This is a genomic window from Krasilnikovia sp. M28-CT-15, from assembly GCF_047159595.1.
Taxonomy (GTDB): domain Bacteria; phylum Actinomycetota; class Actinomycetes; order Mycobacteriales; family Micromonosporaceae; genus Actinoplanes.
Genome location: NZ_BAAGAK010000001.1, coordinates 3,647,085 through 3,668,039 on the forward strand (window position 1 = coordinate 3,647,085; position 20,955 = coordinate 3,668,039).

Sequence of the window (20,955 nt, forward strand, 5' to 3'; positions counted from 1 at the left end):
CCTTTCCCACGGGGTGCTGCTGCTCCGGGGGGTGTCTGAGGCCGCCCGGCAGGTTCTGCCGGGCGGCCTCGCCGTGTGCCCTGGATCGGGGTCAGTGTGCGTGGTGGTACTGATGCACCACGGCGTGACCCTTGCCCCGCGAGATCATCCACCGGTTCACCGGGGTGGTGAGCAGGAACGCGACCACCAGCGAGAACGTCAGCGAACCCCAGAACAGGGCGCTGGTCAGCCCGGCGTCCATGGCACCGGGCACCGCGACGACGACCGCGTTGTCGAGCAGTTCCATCACCGCGATCGACACGGTGTCCGCCGCCAGCGCGATCTTCAAGACGGCCCGGAAACCCACCCCGGCGCGCAGCACCGCCTGCATGGTGAGCCCGTAGCCGAACCCGAACGCCAGCGCGATCGAGAGCGCCACGGTGGCCGCGTTGTGCAGCCCGGCAGCGGCGCCGATCACCATGCCCAGCACTTCACCGATCGCGCAGCCGGTGAGGCAGGGGTATGTCAGGCAACGGGGCGACCCCCAGCCACCCCGGAGTGGTCGGCCACCGCCGCATATCCTGCCGGGATGGACCTCGCCGACGATGGTGTGCTGGTAGCTGCGGATCTCACCGCCTGCCTGAGCGAGCTGACCTTCGCCGATCTGGACCGGCAGGAGGTCGCCGCGCAGATCACCGACGCGGTGGTGGGCTGGGCTCAAGGACAGGGCTGGCGGGCCTACCGGCGTGCGGCCAGCGTCGTCCCGCTGCCGCCACCGCTGCAGCACCGGCAGTCCGTGCTCGACGTGGCGTGCGCCCGCCCGGACGCCCCACCGGTGGTGATCGAGGTGGATCACACCGACCGCAAACGTACGGTCGAGAAGCTGCTGGCGGAGGCGCAGGCCGGTCGCGTGGCGATCTGGATCCGCTGGGGTACGGGCCGGTTCGCCGCCGCGCCCGCGCCGGTGCACCTGGTGACGCTGGAGGTCGTCCGCCGACCGGGTGCCCGGTTCAGCCGGGTGCCGGGAGCGGAGCCACCGGCCGCGCCGCGGCACTCCGGAGCGGCCCCACTGGCCGGCGAGCCGCCCCTGCTGCCGCTACCCGCAGATTCCTGACCTTGAAGCCGGCCCGGACGCCCGCCCGGGACGGTCAGGCGGTGTCCGGGCCGTTGCGCTAGGAAAAGGTGACCTCGACGAGGGGACTGCTCGCCACCCACACCTCGGGCTCCTGGCCCGGCTGGCTGGTGAAGTCGCCGAGCGGGGCAAGGAGCCCGGCAAGAACCTTCTCTCGCTCGGCCGGGTCAGTGACGGGGCGGGCGGTCGCCTGCAGATCGGCGGTCACGGACTCTTTGAGGTGGAAGGTGAACGCGGAGTTCGCGACCAGATTGGCGTACCAGTCGCGCGGACGGCCGGGGGTGCCGGTGATGTAATACCGGCCGTCCAGCCGGTGGAACCAGATCTCGATCCGGCGCGGCTCGCCGGTCTTGCGCCCGGTGGTGGTGATGTCGATGACCCGGTCCTGTGCCAGCGCCGTGGCGGTCTCGTTGCGCATGTTCGCTGCCTTCTTGGTCGTCGTCCGAGTGTCCACGAGCGACAACCTCCGGCGCGGCTGCCATTATTTCCACCACGGACGATTCCCGACAGTCCACCGGAGGTGCACGCGACCGCAGTCGGTTACTGCACCGCGTTTTCGGCAGCCATGGCCCGCGAGGCTCCCGAGCGGGCCTGTAGCAGGTGACGCCAGCGGCGGGCGTCCCAGCGCTTCGGTGTGGTTCCCTCGACGAAGTCGGTCACCGCACGGACGAATTCCTCCGGCGCCTCCCGGTGCGGGAAGTGCCCGACGCCGGGCAGGACTACCGACTGCGCCCCGGGCATCAGCTCGGCAGCGCCCTTGGCGTGCTCGACGGGGAGGACGTGGTCCCGGTCGCCCCAGACGACCAGAGTCGGCAGGCCCTGCGCGAGGTAAGCGCGGTCCCGCATGGTGATCAGCTGTCCGCGCCAATCCGCGACGTGCCGCAGCACATGCAGGAACGCCGACCGGGCAGCTGGGTCGCGCAGCCCGGTGTGCACGGCGTACGCCTCGTTCAGGTCGGCCGCGAGCGCGGCCGGGGCGACCAGCCCGGCGGCAGTTCGCAGCGCACCGAGGGCCAGGCGGGACGGCGGCAGGTGGCTGAGACCCAGCACTACGGAAGCGCCCGGCAGGGTCAGCGCGCGAAACGCCACGCTCACCTGCGCGCCGAGCCCGCCACCGGCGACCACCACCAGCCGGTCGGTCCGCTCCGGGAACTGGTAGGCGAACTGCATCGTCACGCCGCCGCCGAAGCTGTGGCCGACCACGGTCACCCGGTCGATGTCGAGCACGCTGAGCAGATCCCGCAAACCGTTGGCGTACCCGCCGATGCTGTAGTCCGCTCGCGGCTTTGCCGACCGGCCATGGCCGAGCAGGTCGGGCACGACCACCGTGTACCGCTCGGCGAGCGCGGGCGCGACCGCGTCCCAGGTGGTGCCGTCGCATCCGATGCCGTGCACGAGCAGCAGGACGGTCGGGCCGGTGCCCAGCATCCGGAAGGCTCGAGCGTGCCCGTGTAGCTGGACCGTCAGCTGCTCCGCCATCCGCGCAGCGTAGTGAACCGACGTTTCGCCGCAGTAACCACGTCCTCGCGAGACCGACTTCTAGACGGCCGCCACTCTCGCCTGATCAGCCCGTACACCCACGAGTTCGAGCCCGCTGACTGCCAGCGCACGCTATGCGGCCAGCCGATCGCGGCCGGCGCGTTCCGCGCGGTAGAGCTTTTCGTCCGCGGCGGCGTAGAGGTCCTCGCCGATCATGCCGGGCCCGCGCGAGGCCAGGCCCATGCTGACCGTGACGTGCAGGCCCGCGGCGATCTGGTGCCATTCGTGGTCGCGGATCGCGGTCCGTATCCGGGTCGCGATCCCCGCCGCGGTCTCCACATCGGTGGCCAGGAAGACGCCGAACTCGTCGCCCCCGAATCGGGCGGCCAGGACCTATCCGGTCTTGGCGAGCGCGCACGCGAGCGTGGCGACGCGCAGGCTGTGGTCCGCGTCCAGCTCGGTGGTCGCCGCCGGGTCCGCCCACGGCCGCATCAGTGTGATCACCTCCTGGTAGCGGACCTCCGCTTCCTCGGTGCGGCCGACGTGTTCGAGCCGCAGCGCCCACTCGAGCAGGCACTCGGCGCGCTGGCCCGCGTGGATGGCGCGCCGCTCCGGGTTCGCCATCCATTGCGGGTCGGCGACCGACGCCTGCTCGGCCAGCTCGTACAGTTCGACCCAGCGGGCCGGCTCGACGATCGACGACAGCGCGGAGTAGTAGCGCCAGTCCCGCGGGCAGGTCTCCAGAGTGTTCATGGCCACCCCAAGCAGGTGCAGACCCTCTTCCAGGCGCCCGAGCCGGACCAGTACGTCGGCCAGGTCGGGGCTCGCCTTCGCCTGGGCGACCCGGGACACCACGCGGCCCAGCAGCGCCCGCCCGAACGCCTCGGCCCCCGTGTTGCGGCCCATCTCGGTGAGCACGTAAAGGCGGGCCTGCAAGACGCCCCGGGAGGTTTCCCGGTCGTGGAACGCCAGGGCGATCCACTCGTACTCGTCGGCGATCTCGAGGGCCGTGTCGTAGCTGGCCTGTAGGTAGAGCTCGTGCATGGGATCCGCCAGCCGCCTCGCCGGCGGGCCCGCGGGCACGATGGGTGCGGGCAGCGCCGGCGTCGAGCTCATGGGGTTCCCCCTCCGTCGACCGGCCGCTGCTCCGCGCCGTCAGCATCGGCCGCTTCCGGAGAACCCCTGTGCGCATTCCGGAGCGCGGCCTCCGACATCGAGGCCGGGCAGACGGCACGTTCCCTGCAGGAGCGCGCCGTGCACCGGGGGATCACCGTTGCCCTGCGGGGGCGCCGATCTCCAGCGAGATCACGCCGCGCTCGGTTCCGGCGACGACGCGGCAGTCGCGCGCGGCCACGGACAGGACCGGCGTGTCCAGCACGATCTCCCGCTCGACGTCCGCGCCGATCCGGCAGAGCAGCAGCGCCGGCCCGGCCGCGACCACCAGCTGCCCGTCGCCGAGATGCGCCAGCCCGCGCACCGGCGCACCGACGCGCAGTTCGGGCAGGTGCAGCGCCGGGCGTTCCTTGCGCAGCGACCACCGGCGCCGGTGCAACCCGGCCTCCAGGTCCCAGGTCCGGACGGTCCCGTCCTCGGCGCCGGTGACCGCGACGAGGTGCTCGCCGACGCGGGCCAGGGCGAGGCAGGTGACGGCGGCGCCATGCCCGGTCAGGGGTTCCCCGAGAAGATGGCCGGTCGCCAGGTCCCACCGCCGTACGGTGCGGTCCTGGCTGCCGGTGACCGCGACGGCGCTCCCCTCGAGCTGGGCGACCGCGGCGCAGCTGACGGCGCCGGTGTGGCCCGTCAGCGGCTCGCCGAGCGGGTGGCCGCTCGCCAGCTCCCACCGCCGTACGGTGCGGTCGTGGCCGCCGGTCACCGCGACCGGGCTGTCGCCGGCCAGGCCGGCCGCGACGCAGCAGACGCCGCCGGTGTGGCCGGTCAGCGGTTCGCCGATGGCCCGTCCGTCGGCGAGCTCCCACAGGCGGACGGTCTCGTCCGGCCCGGCGGACACGGCGACGGCGCGCCCGTCCACGTCGGACAACGCGAGCGCCGTGACCGGGCCGGCGTGTCCGGTGAACGGCGTATGCACCGGCCGCCCGGTACTCAGCTCCCACACCCGGACGGTGTGGTCGGCGCCGCCGGAGACGGCCACGGCCGTACCGTGGAGGTCGCCCACCGCGACCGCCGGCACGGCGTCGCTGTCCGCGGCGTAGTCGATCGGTGCGCCGGTGGCGAGGTCCCACAGGCGGATGGTGTTGTCGTGCCCGCCGGAGACGACGATCGGGGTGCCGTGGCGTTCGGTGACCACCACGGCCCGGACGCCGTCGTCGTGCCCGGTCAGCGGTCTGCCGACGGCCTTGCGGGTGGTGAGGTCCCAGACCCGTACGGTCTTGTCGTCGCTGCCGGAGACCGCCACCGGGCGGCCGTCGAGTTCGCCGAGGGCCAGGGCGGTCACGGTGTCGCGGTGCCCGCCCATCGGCAGGCCGAGCGCCTCGCCCGTGGTCAGGTCCCACACCCGCACGGTCTGGTCGGCGGCGCCGGACACCACAACGGGCTGCCCGTCCACCTCGCCGATCGCCACCGCCCAGACCGCGCGGGCGTGACCGGTCAGCGGTTCGCCGCCGGGGCGGCCGGTACGCAGGTTCCACACCCGCAGGTTCTGGTCGCGGCCACCCGACACGGCCACCGGCCGCTCGCCCAGCCGGCCCACCGCGAGCGCGGTGACGCCGCTGCTGTGCCCGGCACGCTCGTGGATCGCCGTCAGGTCGTCCAGGCCCCAGGTGCGTACGGTGTGGTCGTCGCTGGCGGACACCGCGACCAGGCGACCGTCCACATCGGTCAGCGCCACCGCCCACACCCAGGCGGTGTGGCCCGTCAAGGGTTCGCCGATCGGCTCGTGGGTGGCCAGGTCCCACAGCCGCAGCCGCTGGTCGGCGCCTGTGGACACGGCGACCGGGTGGCCGTCGCGTTCGCCGGTGGCGACCGACCAGACGCCGCCGGTGTGCCCGCTCAGCGGACGTCCGATCGGATGGCCGGTCGTGAGGTCCCACACCCGTACGGTGTGATCGGCGCTGCCGGAGACGACGACGGGTGTCCCGGCGATGGTCTGCGCGGCCAGCGACATCACCGAGTCGGTGTGCCCGCCGAACGGCCGGCCGACGCGCCGTTCCAGCGCCGAGTCCCACAGCCGCACGGTGTGGTCGTGGCCGCCGGAGACGGCGACCGGCCGCCCGTCGACGTGCCCGACGGCGACCGCGGCGACGCCGCGGGTGTGGCCGGTCAGCGGCTCGCCGACGGGCGTTCCGGTGGTCAGGTCCCATAGCATCAGGGTCCGGTCGGCGGAGCAGGAGACCGCCACCGGGTAGCCGTCCAGTTCGGCCAGGGCGACGCCGGTGACCGCCTCCGCGTGGCCCTCCAACGGGGTGCCGATGGGGCTGTGGGTGCCGACGTTCCACCGGCGGACGGTGTGGTCGAGGCTGGCCGAGACCGCGGTGGGCACCCCGTCGCGCGCCTCGAACGCGACCGCGGTGACCGGCGCGGTGTGGCCGCTGATCGGCTTGCCGAGCGGGGCCCCGGCGGCCAGGTCCCACAGCCGGACGGTGGCGTCGTGCCCACCGGTGACGGCGATCGGCACCCCGTCGAGTTCCCCCAGCACGAGCGCGGTGACCGGGCCGGTGTGCCCGGTCAGCGGGGGTCCGTCGGGGCGCCCGGTGCGCGGGTCCCACCTCCGCAGGGTGCCGTCGTGCCCCGCGGACACCAGCCAGGTGCGCCCGGCCCAGGTGCCGAGGCCGAGCGCGTGGACGCCGCCGGTGTGCCCGGTCAGCGGCGCGCCGATCGGCGCGCCGGTGCCGAGGTCCCAGAGCCGGATCGTACGGTCGTCGCTGCCGGAGACGGCGACCGGGCGGTCGTCGATCCGGCCGACCGCGACCGCGGTGACCCCGGCGGTGTGCCCGCGCAGCGGCTGCCCGACCGGCTCGCCGCTGGTCAGGTCCCACACCCGTAGCTCGTGGTCGTCGGCTCCGGTGACGGCCACGTCCACGCCGTCGCGCTGGCCGACCGCGGTGCACAGGACGGCGCCGGTGTGCCCGGTCAACGGGCGGTGCAGGACGGCCACCTGCCAGGACGCCCACCGCGTCGCCCATGGGCGCGGCACGCCGCTGGCCGCGACGGCGTCGGCCAGCGCCGTCGCCCCGCCGCACCGGGCGGCCAGTTCCAGGTAGGCCGCGTGCGTGCCGGCCGGGGCGGTGCGCAGCCGTTCCTCGGCGCGGCGGTACACGTCGGCTGCCGCGCGGGCCGGTTCGCTGCGGGCCGCCGGCAGCGCGGCCACGACGGCCGGGTGCGCCGCGCACATCAGGAAGCCCGCGTCGGTCAGCAGGTCGTCCACGTCCCGGGCGGCCGCGGCGTGCGTGATGAGGTGGGCACGGGCGTACGGCTGAGCAGCCGCCCAGTCGGCGCGGCCATCGGGAGTGCGTGGCACGGCGGCGCGCAGGGCGGTGGCGATCGCCTGCTCGTCGGCGGTCTCGTCGCGCCCGGCACGCAGGCAACCGGCGAGGGCGGCGTGGCGCAGCCGGTACACCGACTGGTCACCGCTCAACTCCTCCACGATGTACCCGCCCGCGGCGTCGCACAGCCACTGCAGGTCGTCGTGGCCGAACCGGGCGCCGGGGTGCAGCGCCTCGGCGAGCGCCGGCCAGATGTCCTCCCACGGCAGCCCGGCGCCCTGGGCGTAGGCGAGCGGACGCAACAGCGCCCGCGCCCGGTCGGCGTCCTCGCCGAGCCGCCGGGCCAGGTCGGCGGTCACGGCCTCGGCCAGGTCGTGGGGCAGGGCGGCCGTCCACTGCGGATCGTCGACGGCAACGGCCGTGGCGGCGCTCGCGGGCGCGATGCTCGCGGTGGCGGCGACGATCAGGGCGGTGAGGAACGACGGTCCCGTCGCCGCCACGATCGCCTCGGCGGCACCGGCCCGGACGTCCGCCTCGGCCGTCGCGAACGGTCCGCCCGATCGGGTCAGCTGCTCACGGACGAGCGCGCGGACCGCTTCCCGGTCGGCGTACGGGTCGGCGTCGAGGTCGATGACCTCCGCGTCGTCGCCCAGTACGGGCAGCAGTTCGTGCCGGGCGGCCAGCAGCACCCGTACCGCGCCGTCGCCGTGCACGGCCAGCGGGAGCAGGGCGGCGCGGATCAGCTCGGGCGGATCGGCCGCCTCGTCCACGCCGTCCACGAGGACGGTCAACGGCTGGGTGCGCCCGGCCAGATGGGCCAGCAGCGCGTCCACGGTGGCGGTGCCGGCACCCGCCGCGGCGCTGATCCGGGTGAGGATCTCGTCCTCGGTGCATCCTTTGGCGTCCAGCGTGAGGTCGGGGCGGGTGCCGGGTCGGTCCGGGTCGGTCAGCATGCGCAGCACGGCGGACTTGCCGGAGCCGGCGGCGCCCGTCACCACCTGGACGGCCGGGGCGTCCCGGCCCGCGCCCAGCCAGCCCTCGATCGCGGTGAGGGCCGCCGTACGACCGGTGAGCCGTGGCGGTCCCGGCTCCCCGGCGGCGTCGGCCGGCGCCAGTGGCAGTCCGGCGCTGCCCGGCACGTGGCGGGGATTCGGCAGGGTCATGCCCTCCGCGTCGGCGGGACCCAGCCGGTGGTAGGTGACGGTCAGCGGTGGGGCCTTGGTGGATGCATCGGCCGCCGGTGACGCGACCTCACCGGCGGGCCCGGCGTCGGGTGGCGCGGCGTCCCGGGGCGTGGTGTCGCGTGGCGTGGCGTCGGTGGTTGGCTCGGCGGGTGGACGCGGCAGGTCGGCGGTGAGGGTGCGGACGAGGCCTGCCAGAGTCAGCGTCGGCTGAGCGGCGCCACCGCTGGCGGGCAGTCCGGCGGCGCGCGCGAACAGGGTCGCGAACCCCGCCGGAGCGCTTCCGGGGCCATCGGCGGTAGGCCCCGTGGTGGCGAGCACGACCTCCACGAGGATGTCGCGGCGGTCGTCGCGACCGTGCAGCCAGCCGGGTACCTGCCGCCGTGCCGTCGCGGCGGTGTCCGGGTCGCAGCGCACGTCGAGCAGCACGGCGAGCCTGTTCGTCGTCGCGGCGAGCCACTCGAGGAGCCGACCCGCGGACACGCCCGGGTGTTCCAGGATGTCCGGATCGGTGCCATCGTCGGTGTCGGGCAGCAGGAACAGGTCGTCCTCGACGATCGAGCCGCGGGCCCGCACGGTGACGATCAAGGCGTCAGCGGTCAGGTCAGCCAGCCTGTCCTGGATCTCGTCGGACCCGTGGGCAAGGTCGAGGATCGGCAGCTCGCGGAAGCCGAATTCTGTGGTGAGCAGCGCCGCGACGGGATCGACGTCGCCGCGCTGTGCGGCCGTACCGGTGGTCAGCAGCAGGCGGGCGCCACCGTCGCCCGGTGCGGGGCGGGGCTCACCGGACGCTGTGCCTTGCGAAGCGGTCACGGGAAAATGCTACGTTTTGTGCCTCTTCCGGGTGGTTGGAACCGGTCACGTTGCCGTCGGAATCCCGTGGCCCGCGCCCGGCCCGGGTTCCATGGTCGTCGCCGTGTTAGCGACCTGGTCGGCAGGAAACGCCGGTCACTCGAACAGGGACGGGTCGCCGCCGCCGACCCGGACGATCTCGGCCTCGCCCGAGGACAGGTCCACCACCGTGGTGGGTGTGGTGCCGCACTCGCCGGAGTCGATGACCGCGTCGACGGCGTGGTCGAGCCGTTCCTTGATCTCCCAGCCCTGGGTCATCGGTTCCTCGTCGCCGGGCAGCAGCAGGGTGGTGGACAGCAGGGGCTCGCCCAGTTCCTCCAGCAACTTCTGCGCGACCACATGGTCGGGGATACGGACGCCGACGGTCTTCTTGCGCGGGTGCAGCAGCCGGCGCGGCACCTCGCGGGTGGCCGGCAGGATGAACGTGTAGTTGCCCGGCGTGACCGCTTTGAGCGTACGGAAAATGTTGTTGTTGATCTGCACGAACTGGCCCAGCTGTGCGAAGTCGCGGCACACCAGGGTGAAGTGATGGTCCGGGCCGAGGCGGCGGATCTCCCGCAGCCGGTCCAGTCCGTTCTTGTCACCGAGGTGGGTGCCGAGGGCGAAGCAGGAGTCCGTCGGATACGCGATGACCCCACCATTGCGGACGATGCCGACCACCTGGTTGATCGCGCGTGGCTGCGGGTTGTCCGGGTGCACGTCGAAATACTTCGCCATATGGCCCAGCCTACGGCCGTGAGCTGGCGCCCCACGGTTCCCCCGCCGCCCACGGCCGGTGCCCGGAACGTCCGGGGAAGGCCTGGAACGGCGGTTTCCAGGGGGGAGGTCATGGTGCACGCCGGTGAACGGCCGGCGGCGTGGGTCAGCGGTGACCCGCGCCCGGCCCGTCGAGCGCCAGTGCGGCGACGTGTTCCGCGATGGCCAGCGCGGAGGTGGCCGCGGGCGACGGCGCGTTGCGCACGGCCACGATCGGGCCGAGGCGGTGGATCCGGAAGTCGTCCACCAATGCGCCGTCGGCGTCCACGGCCTGGGCGCGCACCCCGGCGCCGCCGGGCACCACGTCGTCCGCCGACAGCTCCGGGACATAGCTGCGGGCGGCGGCCACGAAGGCCCGCCGGGACACGGCGCCGCGCAGTTCGCGGGCGCCGGTGCGCCAGTGCCTGCGGGCCATCCGCCAGAAGCCGGGCCACCGTACGGTGTCCCAGACGTCGCCCGCCGACACGGCGGCCCGGCCGTAGCCCTCGCGGGCGAGCGCGAGCACCGCGTTCGGGCCGACCTCCACGGTGCCGTCGATCCGGCGGGTCAGATGGATGCCGAGGAACGGGTAGCGCGGGTCCGGCACCGGGTAGATGAGCCCGCGCACCAGGTGGGCGCGTTCCGGGCGGATCCGGTGGTACGCACCGCGGAACGGCACGATCGCCGGGCCGGGCCCGTCCCCGGCCAGGCGGCTCAGCCGGTCGGCCTGCAGCCCGGCGCAGATCACCAGCAGGTCGAACCCGTACTCGTCGTCGGCCCGGACCCGGACGGTGGCGCCGGCCCGGTCGATCGCGGTGACCGGGCAGCCGAGGCGGACCCGGCCACCGGCCGCGCGCAGGTCCTCCGCGAGAGCGCGGGCCACCGCGGGAAAGTCCACCACCGCGGTACCCGGCGAGTGCAGGGCGGCCACCCCGCGGGCGTACGGCTCCACCTCGCGCAGCCCGGTCGCGTCAAGGCGGCGCAGGCCGGGTACGCCGTTCGCCCGCGCCCGCCGCTCGATCTCGGCCAGCCCCGCGGTCTCCCGTTCGTCGCGGGCCACGACGAGCTTGCCGCAGGCCACGTACGGCAGTCCCCGCTCACCGCAGTAGCGCTCCAGCAGCGTCACGCCGCGACGGCACAGCCGCGCCTTCAGCGACCCGGGCGGGTAGTACAGCCCCGCGTGCGCCACGCCGCTGTTGTGCCCGGTCTGGTGCGCGCCGACGCGGTCCTCCTTGTCCAGGACCGTGATCCGGGCCGCGGGCCGGTCGAGTGCCAGCCGCCGGGCGGTGGCGAGCCCGACGATCCCGGCGCCGATGACACCGATGCGCAGCGGTACGGACACGGCGCGGCTCAGGTCGCGGACCGCAACGCCGACTCGATCACCGCGACCACCGGGGCCAGCACGGCCGCGCTGACCGCCAGTGCCAGCCGCAGCCGACCGGGCACCCCATGGACGGGAACGGCATCCCGGCCCGGCGCTCCGGGCCGGGATGCGGGCACGCCGGGCGGCCTCCGGCGCGGACGTGCGGCGAGCCACCCGGGACGGTGCCGTTCGAGGCGGCCCTCCGCACGGTCCGCCGGTGCGCTGCGGCGTGCGGCGCTCGGCGGATCGTCGATGCGGCGCGGTACGTGCCGCAGATGCACGGTCGTCCGCACGTCGGCCAGGCGGCGCAACCGCCGCTCGGCTTCCGTCACGCTCATCCGCGCCCGCGGATCGGGCCGCAGCAGCCCGGTGATCACCGGCCGGAGCGGCCCGGCCCGCCTGATCGGTCCCGGCCGCCCGGCCCGCACGCGGTGCCGACCCGGGGAGCCGGTGAACGGCTGGCGCCCCTCGACGGCCGCATACAGGGTGGCCCCGAGTGACCAGAGGTCGGACTCCGAGGTGGACACCCCCGCGTCCCCGGACTCGTGCCCGGCCTGCTCGGACGGGCCCGGCCCGGTGTCGTGCACGGCCGCCGGGGGGAATCCGTCCAGCATGGCCGGGCCGAACCCGGTCAGCACCACCCGGCCGTCGTCGGCCAGCAGCACCGCGCCCGGGGAGACGTCGCGGTGCCGCACCCCGGCCCGGTCCGCGGCGTCCATGGCGGAGAGCACCGCGAGGCCGATCGCGGCCACCTGCGCTACCGGAAGCGCCCCGGACTCCGCGACGAACTGCGGCAGGGGACGGGAGTGGACGTACTCCAGGATGAGCCACGGCTGCTCGTCGCCGGACCGTACGTCGTAGATCTGGATGACGTTGGGGTGACTGAACCGGGCCGCGCTGCGGGCCTCCCGCAGGGCCCGCAGCCGCAGCCCGTCGCGGGCGCCGGGTGGGCCAGGCGGCACCGTGAGTTCCTTGATCGCGACGTCGCGATCCAGCATCTCGTCGCGGGCCAGCCAGACCGGACCGGTGTCGCCCCCGTCCAGTGCCCGGACGATCCGGTAGCGCCCGTCGAGCAATGCCTCCGGCTGCGGCATCGGTCCCCTTCCGGTTGCGCCTGCCCTGGTCGAGCTGCGCCTGCCCTGATCGAGCCGGGTACGGCCCGGGGCGTGGCGGTCGCGCGGTGGTGGATCTGGCGACGCTTGCGTCGGCGACGTCGTTGATTCGGAACCTAGCCCCTGTAAGGACCGGCCCACATCCACCGATTCGGTGATGTGGCCGTCACTCAGGGTTCACTCACCCGGGCGGCGGGCGGGGGAGCGGCCCTTGAGGTGGCGGCCCATCGCCCGGGCGATCTCCTTGTCGGCGTCGCGCTTCGCGATCACCTGCCGCTTGTCGTACGACCGGAGGCCGCGGGCCAGCGCCAGCTCCACCTTGGCCCAGCCGCCCGCGAAATACAGCGACAGCGGCACCAGCGTGAGCCCGCTGCCGTCGCGCAACCGCTGCCGGATGCGGTCGATCTCGACGCGGTGCAGCAGCAGCTTGCGGGTACGCCGGGGAGCGTGGTTGGTCCAGGAGCCGAAGCCGTACTCGGCGATGTGCAGCTGGTACAGCATCAACTCGCCCTCGTGCTCACCCGCGAACGCGTCCACCAGCGAGGCGTACCCGGCGCGCAGCGACTTCACCTCCGTGCCGGCCAGCACGAGCCCCGCCTCGTACGTCTTGAGCACCTCGTAGTCGTGCCGCGCCCGGCGGTTGGACGCGATGACCGTGCGGCCGGTCGGCTTCGCCACGCCGATCCCCCTCATCCTCGGCCGAGCAGCGTCTTTCGCACCTTACCCATGGCGTTGCGGGGTAGCTCGGCGACGAACCGGACCTCCCGCGGCCGCTTGTGCGCCGACAGGGTACGCGCCACGAAGTCGATCAGCTCGGGCTCGCCCACCCCGTCGGCCACCACGTACGCGGTGATCTGTTCGCCCAGGTCGTCGTGGGGGGTGCCGACCACCGCGGCCTCCCGCACCGCCGGGTGCGCCAGCAGGGCGTCCTCCACCTCGCCCGCGCCGACGCGGTAGCCGCCGCTCTTGATGAGGTCGGTGGAGCGGCGCCCGACGATGCGGTGCCAGCCGTCCGAGCCGATCGCGGCGATGTCCCCGGTGCGCATCCACCCGTCGGGGGTGCGCGCCGCGGCGGTGGCGTCGGGGCGGTTCAGGTAGCCGTCGAACAGCATCGGCCCGCGTACCCACAGCTCGCCGATCGACGCGCCGTCGCGGGGCAGGTCGCGGCCCTCGTCGTCGACGACCCGGGTCCGTACCCCGGCCAGCGGGAGCCCGACGTGGCCGGGGCGGCGTTCGCCGTCGGCGCGGCCGCTCACGGTGATCAGGGTTTCGGTCATGCCGTAACGCTCGACCGGACGGTGCCCGCTGAGCGCGGCCAGCCGCTCGAACACCGGCACGGGCAGCGCGGCGCTGCCGGAGACGAGCAGGCGGGCGCCGGTCAGCGCGGTGGCGGCTGCCGGGTCGGCGCACACCCGGGACCAGACCGTGGGTACGCCGAAGTAGAGGGTGCCACCGGCCGAGGCGTACGCCTGCGGGTGGGGCCGCCCGGTGTGGTGCAGCCGGCAGCCGACCCGCAGCGCGCCCAGTACCCCGAGCACCAGTCCGTGGACGTGGAACAGCGGTAGCCCGTGCACCAGCACGTCGTCCGGGGTCCAGGCCCACGCGTCGGCCAGCGCGTCCAGGTCGGCCGCGATCGCGGCGTGCGACACCACCACCCCTTTGGGGGCGCCGGTGGTCCCGCTGGTGTACATGATCAGGGCCGGGTCGCCCGGTGCGGTGGCGGCCGGACCGGGAATCCCGGTGCGCGACAGGTCCACCGGCACCACGGGCAGGGTGGTGTGCGGTGGCTCGGCGACACCGGTGAGAAGCAGCGTGGCGCCGGAGTCGGCGAGGATGTGGTCCGCCTCGGCCGGGCCTGAGTCCGGTGGCAGCGGCACCACGGCCGCGCCGCCCAGCAGCGCCCCGGCGACGGCGACGACGGTGTGCAGGGTCGCGGTGGCATGCACGGCGACGACCCGGGCGCCGCGCACGTCGGCGGCGACGGCCGCGGCCGTCGCCAGCAGCCGCCCGGCGGACATCCCGTCGTCGCCGACGCGGACCGCGTCGGCGGTGTCCATCTCGGGTCGTGACAGCCCCGCCAGCAGGTCCATCCGATGTCCTCTCGGTCGGCGGCCACGTCACGGCCGTCCGGGCCCCGTTCAGTCCGCCGTCACGGTCACGGCCGTGCGGATCAGGTCCTGGCCGACCAGGAACCGGCCGTGCAGCTCGGTCAGCGGCGCCCCGCCGTCGCGGCGGGTGCCGCTGACGAGCAGGTCGGCGCGGAACGTGCCCGCATCCGGGTCGATGCTCAGCCGGGCGTCCTCGAATCCCAGCCATCGCCCGGTGAGCGGGAACCACGCCTTGTACACCGACTCCTTCGCGCTGAACAGCACCTTGCCCCAGGACGCGGCGGGGTGGGCGGCGGTCAGCCGGTCGAGCAGCTCCGGCTCGCCCGGCACGGTGATCAGCCCCTGCACCCCGTCGGGCAGGGGCCCGGCCCCCTCGGCGTCGATGCCGACGCTGACGATGTCGCCGATGGGGACGACGGCGGCCGCGCGGAACCCGGTGCAGTGGGTGATGCTGCCCGCGACGCCGGACGGCCACACCGGCGCACCTTTGGGGCCGCGCCGGATCGGGGCGGGGGCGTGACCGAGCCGGGCCAGTGCCTCGCGGGCACACCGGCGGGCCGTCACGAACTCGCGGCGGCGGCCTTCCACCGCGTTGGCCACGAGGTCCTCCTCGCCGGGGTACACCGGTTCGGTGCCGGGATCGCCGTACGCCTCGACCGCCACCACCGTTTCGGGTAGCAACCGGGCGAAGGTGGGTGGCGGCACCCTTGGATCCTGCCACGCGGCCGTGGCCGCGCCCGAGCGGCCCGGCGCCGGGCAGAATGGGAGTTCCGCACGGCGGTGCGGGCGGTCAGGAAAGGGGCGCGTTCAGATGATCTTCATTACGGCGAAGTTCCGGGTCAGGCCCGAGGACGCCGACCGCTGGCCGGCGATCGCGGCGCCGTTCACCCAAGCCACCCGCGCCGAGCCGGGGTGCCTGTGGTTCGACTGGTCCCGCAGCATCGCCGACCCGACCGAGTACGTGCTGGTCGAGGCGTTCCGCGACGGCGAGGCCGGGGCCGCGCACGTGAACAGCGCCCACTTCAAGCAGGCCCAGCAGGACCTGCCCCGGCACCTGGCCGAGACCCCGCGCATCATCAACACCGTCCTCGACCAGGACGACTGGTCCGAGCTGGGGGAGATGGCGGTCCGCTAGCCCGCTGGTCCCCTCTGGACCGTCAGCGCGGTTGCGGGCAGCCCGCGGATCGCGGCGTCCAGCACCACCGCGGTGTGCGCCAGCCCGATCGTCGCGCCCTGGCGTCGCAGCGCCGCGGCGACCTGCATGAGGCAGCCCGGGTTCGCGGTCACGAGCAGCTCGGCGCCGGTGGCCAGGACGTCGCGGGCCTTGCGGTCGCCGAGCTGCGCGGCCGGTTCCGGGTTCAGGACGTTCCAGATGCCGGCCGAGCCGCAGCAGATCTCCGGGTCGGCGATCTCCCGCAGCTGCAGCCCGGGGATCGCGCGCAGCAGTTCCCGGGGCTGGTCGCGCACCCCCTGGGCGTGCCCGAGATGGCAGGCGTCGTGGTAGGCGACCGTGACCGGCAGCCGGTGTCGGGGCGCGGCCGGGCCCAGCTCCACCAGCACCTCGGACAGGTCCCGCACCCGGGCGGCGAAGGCCGCCGCGCGCGATGCGTACGCGGGGTCGTCGCGCAGCAGGTCGCCGTACTCCTTGAGGGACGACCCGCAGCCCGCCGCGTTGACCACGAGGTAGTCCATGCCGGTGTCCGCGAACGTGTCGATCAGCTCCCGCGCGAACCGCCGGGCCTCCGACGTCCGTCCGTTGTGCACACTCAGCGCCCCGCAGCACCCCTGCCGCGCCGGGATGAGCACGTCGCAACCCTCGGCGGCCAGCACCCGCACGGTCGCGGAGTTGACATCCGGGAAGAACGCGCTCTGCACGCACCCGGTCAGCATGCCCACCACGGCCCGGCGCGGCCCGCGCGCGGGCACCCGGCGCGGCGGGCGCGGCACCGCGCTCAGCCGCGGGGTCAGCGACTCCAGGGTGGCCAGCGTGGGCGCGAGGCGGTCCAGCAGTCCGGTACGGGCCACCAGGCGTTGCAGGCCGCTGGCCCGGTACGCCCGCAGCGGGCCGCGCAGCAGCCGCAGCCGGTTCGGATACGGGAACAGCGCGAACACGGCCGCGCGCAGGGCGCGTTCGCGGGCCGTGCGGGGGTGCCGCCGTTCCACCTGCGCCCGGGTGGTCTCGATGAGCCGGTCGTAGCGCACCCCGGACGGGCACGCGGTCACACACGCCATGCAGCCCAGGCAGCGGTCGACGTGGGTCACCATCGAGTCGGTCAGCGGCTCGCCCTCCAGCCCCTGCTGGATGAGGTGGATGCGCCCGCGCGGCGAGTCCGCCTCCTCGCCCCACAGTACGTATGTGGGACAGGTCGTCAGGCAGAACCCGCAGTGCACGCAGTCCGCGGCCAGTTCGCGCGACGGCGGCTCGTCCGCGTCGAACGCGCCCACGACCGGCCCGAGCACGTCGCCGGGAACGGGTGCCGGGTCTGTCGCCTCGCTCATCAGATGCCTCCCACGAAACGCCCCGGCGCCAGCCGGGCATCCGGGTCGAACTGCTGCTTGACCCGCCGCATCAGCGCCAGCCCGTCCACCGGCCCCCACAGATCCACCCGCGCGCGGACCTCGGCGGGTGCGGTGAGCACGACCGCGTGCCCGCCCGCGGCACCGGCCGCGGCCCGCAACTCGGCCACCGCGTCGGCCGCCTCGTCCGGCGGCGTGTCGGGAGGCAGGCCCGCGTACAGCACCCCGGTGCCGGCGGAGCCGCGCACCCGCGCGCGGGCGGCGGCGCGGGCCACCAGTGCGGGCACCCGCGACAGCGCGGCGGTCAGCTTGACGCCGGTGCCGCCGGGCTCCCAGGGGTACGTGCCCCACCAGTGCGGGCGTCCCGCGTCGTCGCCGAGGATCCGGGTCAGCGTGGCGGCCCGGTCCCGCACCCCGGCCGGGGTGCCCTCGACCAGGACGGCGACCTCGCCGGTCTCCGCGTCCAGCTCCACCGCACTGGGCACGACCTGGGCCGCACGGATCGCGGCCAGCGCCGCACCGAGGTCGGGCGGTGCCGCGCGGACGACGGCCCCGGCACCGGGCAGCGGGTGCAGCCGGAACGCGCACCGGGTGATCAGCCCCAGCGTGCCGTACGCGCCGGTGAACAGCCTGGCCAGGTCGTACCCGGCGACGTTCTTGACGACCTTGCCCCCGGAGTGCGCGACCGTGCCGTCGGCGCGGACCACGGTCATGCCGATGATCAGATCCCGGGCCGCGCCGTACAGCTGGCGGCGCGGGCCGCTGGTGCCGACCGCCACCGTGCCGCCGACCGTGGCGCCGGGCTCCGCGGTGTCCAGCGCGAGCTGCTGCCCGGCCGGGGTGAGCAGTTCGCGCAGCTCGGCCATGGGCGTGCCGGCCCGGACGACCACGATGAGGTCACCCGCCGCGTGCTCGACCACGCCGGTCAGGCGGCGGGTGTCCACGATGAGGTCGAGCTGCCGTGGTGGGGCGCCCCAGTCCAGTTTGGTGCCACCGCCGCGGAACGCCACGGCCAACCCGGCCGCGGCCGCCGCCCGCAGCACCGCCGACGCCTCGGCGGTCGAGGTGGGCGCGGCCACCAGCCGCGCCGGTATCCCCCCGACGGCGTCGTCGTCCTTCGCGGGCTCGGTCAGCTCGTCCAGGTCGGTCATCAGAAGACCTCCCCGAGTCCGGCCTCCTGGGCCGGATGGGCGCCCTTGCGCCGTCCGGGAACCTCGCCGCACAGCCGTGGGGTGGGGAACACCTTGCCCGGGTTGGACAGTCCGTCCGGGTCGAACGCGCACCGCACGAGCTGCATCGTGTCCAGGTCGTCGGCGGTGAACATGCGCGGCATGTAGCGCGCCTTGTCGACCCCGACGCCGTGCTCCCCGGTGATCGAGCCGCCGTGCTCGATGCACAGGTCGAGGATGGCTCCGGAGACCTGTTCGGCGCGTTCGGCCTCGCCGGGCACGGCGTCGTCGAACAGCACGAGCGGGTGCAGGTTGCCGTCGCCCGCGTGGAACACGTTGGCCACCCGCACGCCGTGCTCGGCCGCCACCTCGCCGATGCGGTGCAGCACCTGAGGCAGCGCGGTCCGGGGGATCACCCCGTCCTGCACGATGTAGTCCGGGCTGATCCGGCCGACCGCCGCGAACGCGGACTTGCGTCCCTTCCAGAACAAAGCCCGTTCGGCGTCGTCGGCGGCGATCCGGATCTCGAACGCGCCGTTCGCCTCGCACAGCGCGGTGACCTGCGCGAACTGGGCCTGTACCTCGGCGGTCGGGCCGTCGAGCTCGACGATGAGCACCGCGCCCGCGCCCGGCGGGTAGCCACAGTTCACGGCGGCCTCGGCGGCCTCGATGGCCAGCGCGTCCATCATCTCGACCGCGGCCGGGACCACCCCGGCGGCGATGATGGCGGAGGTCGCCGCGCCGGCCTGGTCGGTGCTGTGGAACGCGGCCAGCAGCGTACGGACGGTCTCCGGCGCTCGGACCAGGCGCACGGTCACCTCGGTGGCGATGCCGAGGGTGCCCTCGGAGCCGACGAACGCGCCGAGCAGGTCGTAGCCGGGGGTGTCCGGGGCGCGCCCGCCGAGGCGTACCACCTCGCCGTCGGGGGTGACCACGGTGGCGCCGGTGACGTGGTGGGTGGTGAAGCCGTACTTGAGACAGTGCGCGCCGCCGGAGTTCTCCGCGACGTTGCCGCCGATCGAGCAGATCTGCTGGCTGGACGGGTCCGGCGCGTAGTAGTAGCCGTACGGCGCCGCGGCGCGGCTGACCTGCAGGTTGATCACGCCTGGTTCGACGACGGCCCGCTCGTCGTCCGGGGCGACCTCGACGATGGCGCGCATTCGCGAGATCACCACGAGCACGCCGTCGGCGTGCGGCAGCGCGCCGCCGGACAGTCCCGTGCCGGAGCCGCGCGCCACGAACGGCACTCCGGCCGCCGCGCAGGCCCGTACGGTGCGGGCGACCTCGGCGTGGTCGCGGGGGAGCACGGCCAGGGCGGGCACGACCCGGTAGTGGGTGAGGCCGTCGCACTCGTACGTGCGCAGTTCCTGCCGGTCACTGATGACGCGGTCCGGGCCGAGTTCGGCGCGGAGCCGCGCGGCCAGCGGGCCGATCCGGTCCATTCAGGTCCTCCCGTCGACGCCGCCCCACCGCCAACCTAGCGGTGCCGTGTCGGGTTGGGGAACCTGTCGGACATCGCCGGACCCATCCGGCGACGCCCGTTCCGGGTCAACCGACCACGAGCGTCACGGCGTACGCGGCGAGGATCTCCCCGACCGGCTGGAAGAACGTGGTGCCGCCGGTGGTGCAGTTCCCGCTCCCGCCGGAGGTGACCCCTTGGGCCTGGCGGCCACTGACGTAGGGCCCGCCGGAGTCACCCGGCTCGGCGCACACGGTGGTGCGGGTCAGGCCGAACACGGTGCCCTGCGGGTAGTGCACGGTCTGGTTGCGGGCGGTGACGGTGCCGCAGTGGTATCCGGTGGTCGAACCGGACCGGCACACCGAGCTGCCGACCGGGGCGACCGTCGAGCCGAGCACGGACGAACCACCTTTGATCTTGGAGGTGGGCGTCCAGGCGGCCAGGTTGACGTTGATCGAGCCGTAGTCGTTGGTCGGGAACGAGGTGCCGAACCGGGTTCCGATCACGACCCGGTTGAACCCGGACCACGTGGTGGCGATGTTGGTGCAGTGCCCGGCGGTCAGCACCAGGTAGGTCCCGTTGCCCCGGCGGGCGTTGAAGCCCAGCGAGCACCGGGAACCCCCGCCGTAGATCGCGTCGCCGCCGGTCAGCTCGGCCAGCGGCGCCACCGCGGGCGCGCGGTAGTCCACCCGCAGGTTCGCCAGGCCGGCGACGAACCGGCGCACGGGGGCGGTCGGGCCGCGCCCGGTGGCGGTCACGACGACCAGGTTCGCGGCCTCGTCCACCCGCCAGCCGGTGACCGTGCGGGGTGCGGGCCGGGCGTCGAGCACGCCCAGGGTGGCGGTGAGGCCGGCGAGGCTGTGGGGGACCAGTCTGGCGGCGGCGCCGGTGGCGCGGACCCGGGTGGCGGCGGCCCGTCCGGTGACGCCGACGACGAGATTCGCGGCGGCCGGGTCGAAGACCGCGCCGCCGTACGCCGGGCCCGCGGCGCTGCGGGCCGCCGGTGCGATCAGGGCTGCGCGGTACTCGGCGCGGACCCGGGCCCGCGCCTGGGCCGGTGTCAGCCCGAGGTCGGCGGCCAGCTGCTGGACCATCCCCGGCGCCGGTACGGCGGGATCGGCCGGCGCGGCGGTCGCGGGTACGCCGAGGAACCCCACGGCGGTGACCGTGGCCAGGACCGTGACGGCGAGCGTGGTGACGCGGCGGCGGATGGGCAGGGTTTCGTGGCTCATGGATGCCTCCTCGCACGCCCTGCGCCGGCAGCGCCGCACGCGGGGCACCTCGGGATCCGAAGCGGGCGCGACCGTTCATCCTAGGTCCGATTTTGAATGATTTTATCGGAATCGAGAGATATGCCGGGGAGCGGTGATGGCCGGAGGCTGGCGCACGGCCCCGTCGCCCGCCGCGACGCCACCCGCCGAAAAGAGACG

Annotated in this window: 18 protein-coding genes; 2 read left to right on the plus strand and 16 right to left on the minus strand. The window is 74.6% G+C overall.

Annotated features, from left to right (window positions below; all coding sequences use genetic code 11):
* Positions 1–91: 91 nt before the first annotated feature.
* Positions 92–559, minus strand: a complete 468-nt coding sequence (locus tag ACMCNO_RS16845; protein ID WP_412753722.1) for a DUF4396 domain-containing protein — start codon at positions 557–559, stop codon at positions 92–94.
* A gap of 9 nt (positions 560–568) precedes the next feature.
* Between ACMCNO_RS16845 and ACMCNO_RS16850 the strand changes: the two genes are divergently transcribed.
* Positions 569–1,093, plus strand: a complete 525-nt coding sequence (locus ACMCNO_RS16850; RefSeq protein WP_412750392.1) for a hypothetical protein — start codon at positions 569–571, stop codon at positions 1,091–1,093.
* 58 nt (positions 1,094–1,151) lie between these two features.
* Here ACMCNO_RS16850 and ACMCNO_RS16855 read toward each other — a convergent pair whose 3' ends face one another.
* From ACMCNO_RS16855 to ACMCNO_RS16905, 11 genes are all read right to left on the minus strand, one after another.
* Complete coding sequence (locus tag ACMCNO_RS16855; RefSeq protein ID WP_412750393.1) at positions 1,152–1,565, minus strand: nitroreductase family deazaflavin-dependent oxidoreductase; 414 nt, start codon at positions 1,563–1,565, stop codon at positions 1,152–1,154.
* Between the two features lie 86 nt (positions 1,566–1,651).
* Complete coding sequence (locus ACMCNO_RS16860; protein ID WP_412750394.1) at positions 1,652–2,590, minus strand: alpha/beta fold hydrolase; 939 nt, start codon at positions 2,588–2,590, stop codon at positions 1,652–1,654.
* A 132-nt stretch (positions 2,591–2,722) separates the two neighbouring features.
* Complete coding sequence (locus tag ACMCNO_RS16865) at positions 2,723–2,980, minus strand: diguanylate cyclase (protein WP_412753723.1); 258 nt, start codon at positions 2,978–2,980, stop codon at positions 2,723–2,725.
* 3 nt (positions 2,981–2,983) lie between these two features.
* A complete protein-coding gene (locus tag ACMCNO_RS16870) occupies positions 2,984–3,706 on the minus strand; it encodes a hypothetical protein (protein ID WP_412750395.1) in 723 nt (240 codons plus the stop codon).
* Positions 3,707–3,857: 151 nt separating this feature from the next.
* On the minus strand, positions 3,858–9,023 hold the full coding sequence (locus ACMCNO_RS16875) for a hypothetical protein (RefSeq protein ID WP_412750396.1): 5,166 nt from the start codon (positions 9,021–9,023) through the stop codon (positions 3,858–3,860).
* A 135-nt stretch (positions 9,024–9,158) separates the two neighbouring features.
* Positions 9,159–9,779: an L-threonylcarbamoyladenylate synthase gene (locus ACMCNO_RS16880; protein WP_412750397.1), complete on the minus strand. Its 621-nt coding sequence runs from the start codon at positions 9,777–9,779 to the stop codon at positions 9,159–9,161.
* Between the two features lie 145 nt (positions 9,780–9,924).
* Positions 9,925–11,139 carry an L-2-hydroxyglutarate oxidase gene (gene lhgO / locus ACMCNO_RS16885; RefSeq protein ID WP_412750398.1) on the minus strand — a complete coding sequence of 405 codons (1,215 nt, stop codon included), beginning with the start codon at positions 11,137–11,139 and terminating at the stop codon, positions 9,925–9,927.
* 8 nt (positions 11,140–11,147) lie between these two features.
* The gene (locus ACMCNO_RS16890) at positions 11,148–12,254 is read right to left on the minus strand and encodes a serine/threonine-protein kinase (protein WP_412750399.1); all 1,107 of its coding nucleotides are present in this window, start codon (positions 12,252–12,254) and stop codon (positions 11,148–11,150) included.
* Between the two features lie 195 nt (positions 12,255–12,449).
* Positions 12,450–12,950 (minus strand): SsrA-binding protein SmpB, encoded by a 501-nt coding sequence (gene smpB / locus ACMCNO_RS16895; protein WP_412750400.1) that lies wholly within the window; start codon positions 12,948–12,950, stop codon positions 12,450–12,452.
* 11 nt (positions 12,951–12,961) lie between these two features.
* A complete protein-coding gene (locus ACMCNO_RS16900) occupies positions 12,962–14,362 on the minus strand; it encodes an acyl-CoA synthetase (RefSeq protein WP_412750401.1) in 1,401 nt (466 codons plus the stop codon).
* A gap of 48 nt (positions 14,363–14,410) precedes the next feature.
* The gene (locus tag ACMCNO_RS16905) at positions 14,411–15,085 is read right to left on the minus strand and encodes a 4'-phosphopantetheinyl transferase family protein (RefSeq protein WP_412750402.1); all 675 of its coding nucleotides are present in this window, start codon (positions 15,083–15,085) and stop codon (positions 14,411–14,413) included.
* A 106-nt stretch (positions 15,086–15,191) separates the two neighbouring features.
* Between ACMCNO_RS16905 and ACMCNO_RS16910 the strand changes: the two genes are divergently transcribed.
* Positions 15,192–15,515: a putative quinol monooxygenase gene (locus ACMCNO_RS16910; RefSeq protein WP_412750403.1), complete on the plus strand. Its 324-nt coding sequence runs from the start codon at positions 15,192–15,194 to the stop codon at positions 15,513–15,515.
* Here ACMCNO_RS16910 and ACMCNO_RS16915 read toward each other — a convergent pair.
* The 4 genes from ACMCNO_RS16915 to ACMCNO_RS16930 form a co-directional block, all read right to left on the minus strand.
* Positions 15,512–16,879 carry a (Fe-S)-binding protein gene (locus ACMCNO_RS16915; RefSeq protein WP_412750404.1) on the minus strand — a complete coding sequence of 456 codons (1,368 nt, stop codon included), beginning with the start codon at positions 16,877–16,879 and terminating at the stop codon, positions 15,512–15,514. The genes ACMCNO_RS16910 and ACMCNO_RS16915 overlap by 4 nt on opposite strands.
* Positions 16,879–18,048: an FAD-binding oxidoreductase gene (locus ACMCNO_RS16920; protein ID WP_412750405.1), complete on the minus strand. Its 1,170-nt coding sequence runs from the start codon at positions 18,046–18,048 to the stop codon at positions 16,879–16,881. Before ACMCNO_RS16920 ends, ACMCNO_RS16915 begins: the two co-directional genes overlap by 1 nt.
* A complete protein-coding gene (locus ACMCNO_RS16925; protein WP_412750406.1) occupies positions 18,048–19,508 on the minus strand; it encodes an FAD-linked oxidase C-terminal domain-containing protein in 1,461 nt (486 codons plus the stop codon). Before ACMCNO_RS16925 ends, ACMCNO_RS16920 begins: the two co-directional genes overlap by 1 nt.
* 106 nt (positions 19,509–19,614) lie before the next feature.
* Positions 19,615–20,757, minus strand: a complete 1,143-nt coding sequence (locus tag ACMCNO_RS16930) for a S1 family peptidase (protein ID WP_412750407.1) — start codon at positions 20,755–20,757, stop codon at positions 19,615–19,617.
* Positions 20,758–20,955 lie beyond the last annotated feature (198 nt).

Excerpts from the sequence above, each read along its gene's own strand:
- ACMCNO_RS16850 (WP_412750392.1), top strand. The coding sequence starts at position 569 with ATGGACCTCGCCGACGATGGTGTGCTGGTAGCTGCGGATCTCACCGCC.
- ACMCNO_RS16860 (WP_412750394.1), bottom strand. The coding sequence starts at position 2,590 with ATGGCGGAGCAGCTGACGGTCCAGCTACACGGGCACGCTCGAGCCTTC.
- ACMCNO_RS16870 (WP_412750395.1), bottom strand. The coding sequence starts at position 3,706 with ATGAGCTCGACGCCGGCGCTGCCCGCACCCATCGTGCCCGCGGGCCCG.
- ACMCNO_RS16880 (WP_412750397.1), bottom strand. The coding sequence starts at position 9,779 with ATGGCGAAGTATTTCGACGTGCACCCGGACAACCCGCAGCCACGCGCG.
- ACMCNO_RS16890 (WP_412750399.1), bottom strand. The coding sequence starts at position 12,254 with ATGCCGCAGCCGGAGGCATTGCTCGACGGGCGCTACCGGATCGTCCGG.
- ACMCNO_RS16900 (WP_412750401.1), bottom strand. The coding sequence starts at position 14,362 with ATGGACCTGCTGGCGGGGCTGTCACGACCCGAGATGGACACCGCCGAC.
- ACMCNO_RS16910 (WP_412750403.1), top strand. The coding sequence starts at position 15,192 with ATGATCTTCATTACGGCGAAGTTCCGGGTCAGGCCCGAGGACGCCGAC.
- ACMCNO_RS16915 (WP_412750404.1), bottom strand. The coding sequence starts at position 16,879 with ATGAGCGAGGCGACAGACCCGGCACCCGTTCCCGGCGACGTGCTCGGG.
- ACMCNO_RS16920 (WP_412750405.1), bottom strand. The coding sequence starts at position 18,048 with ATGACCGACCTGGACGAGCTGACCGAGCCCGCGAAGGACGACGACGCC.
- ACMCNO_RS16925 (WP_412750406.1), bottom strand. The coding sequence starts at position 19,508 with ATGGACCGGATCGGCCCGCTGGCCGCGCGGCTCCGCGCCGAACTCGGC.
- ACMCNO_RS16930 (WP_412750407.1), bottom strand. The coding sequence starts at position 20,757 with ATGAGCCACGAAACCCTGCCCATCCGCCGCCGCGTCACCACGCTCGCC.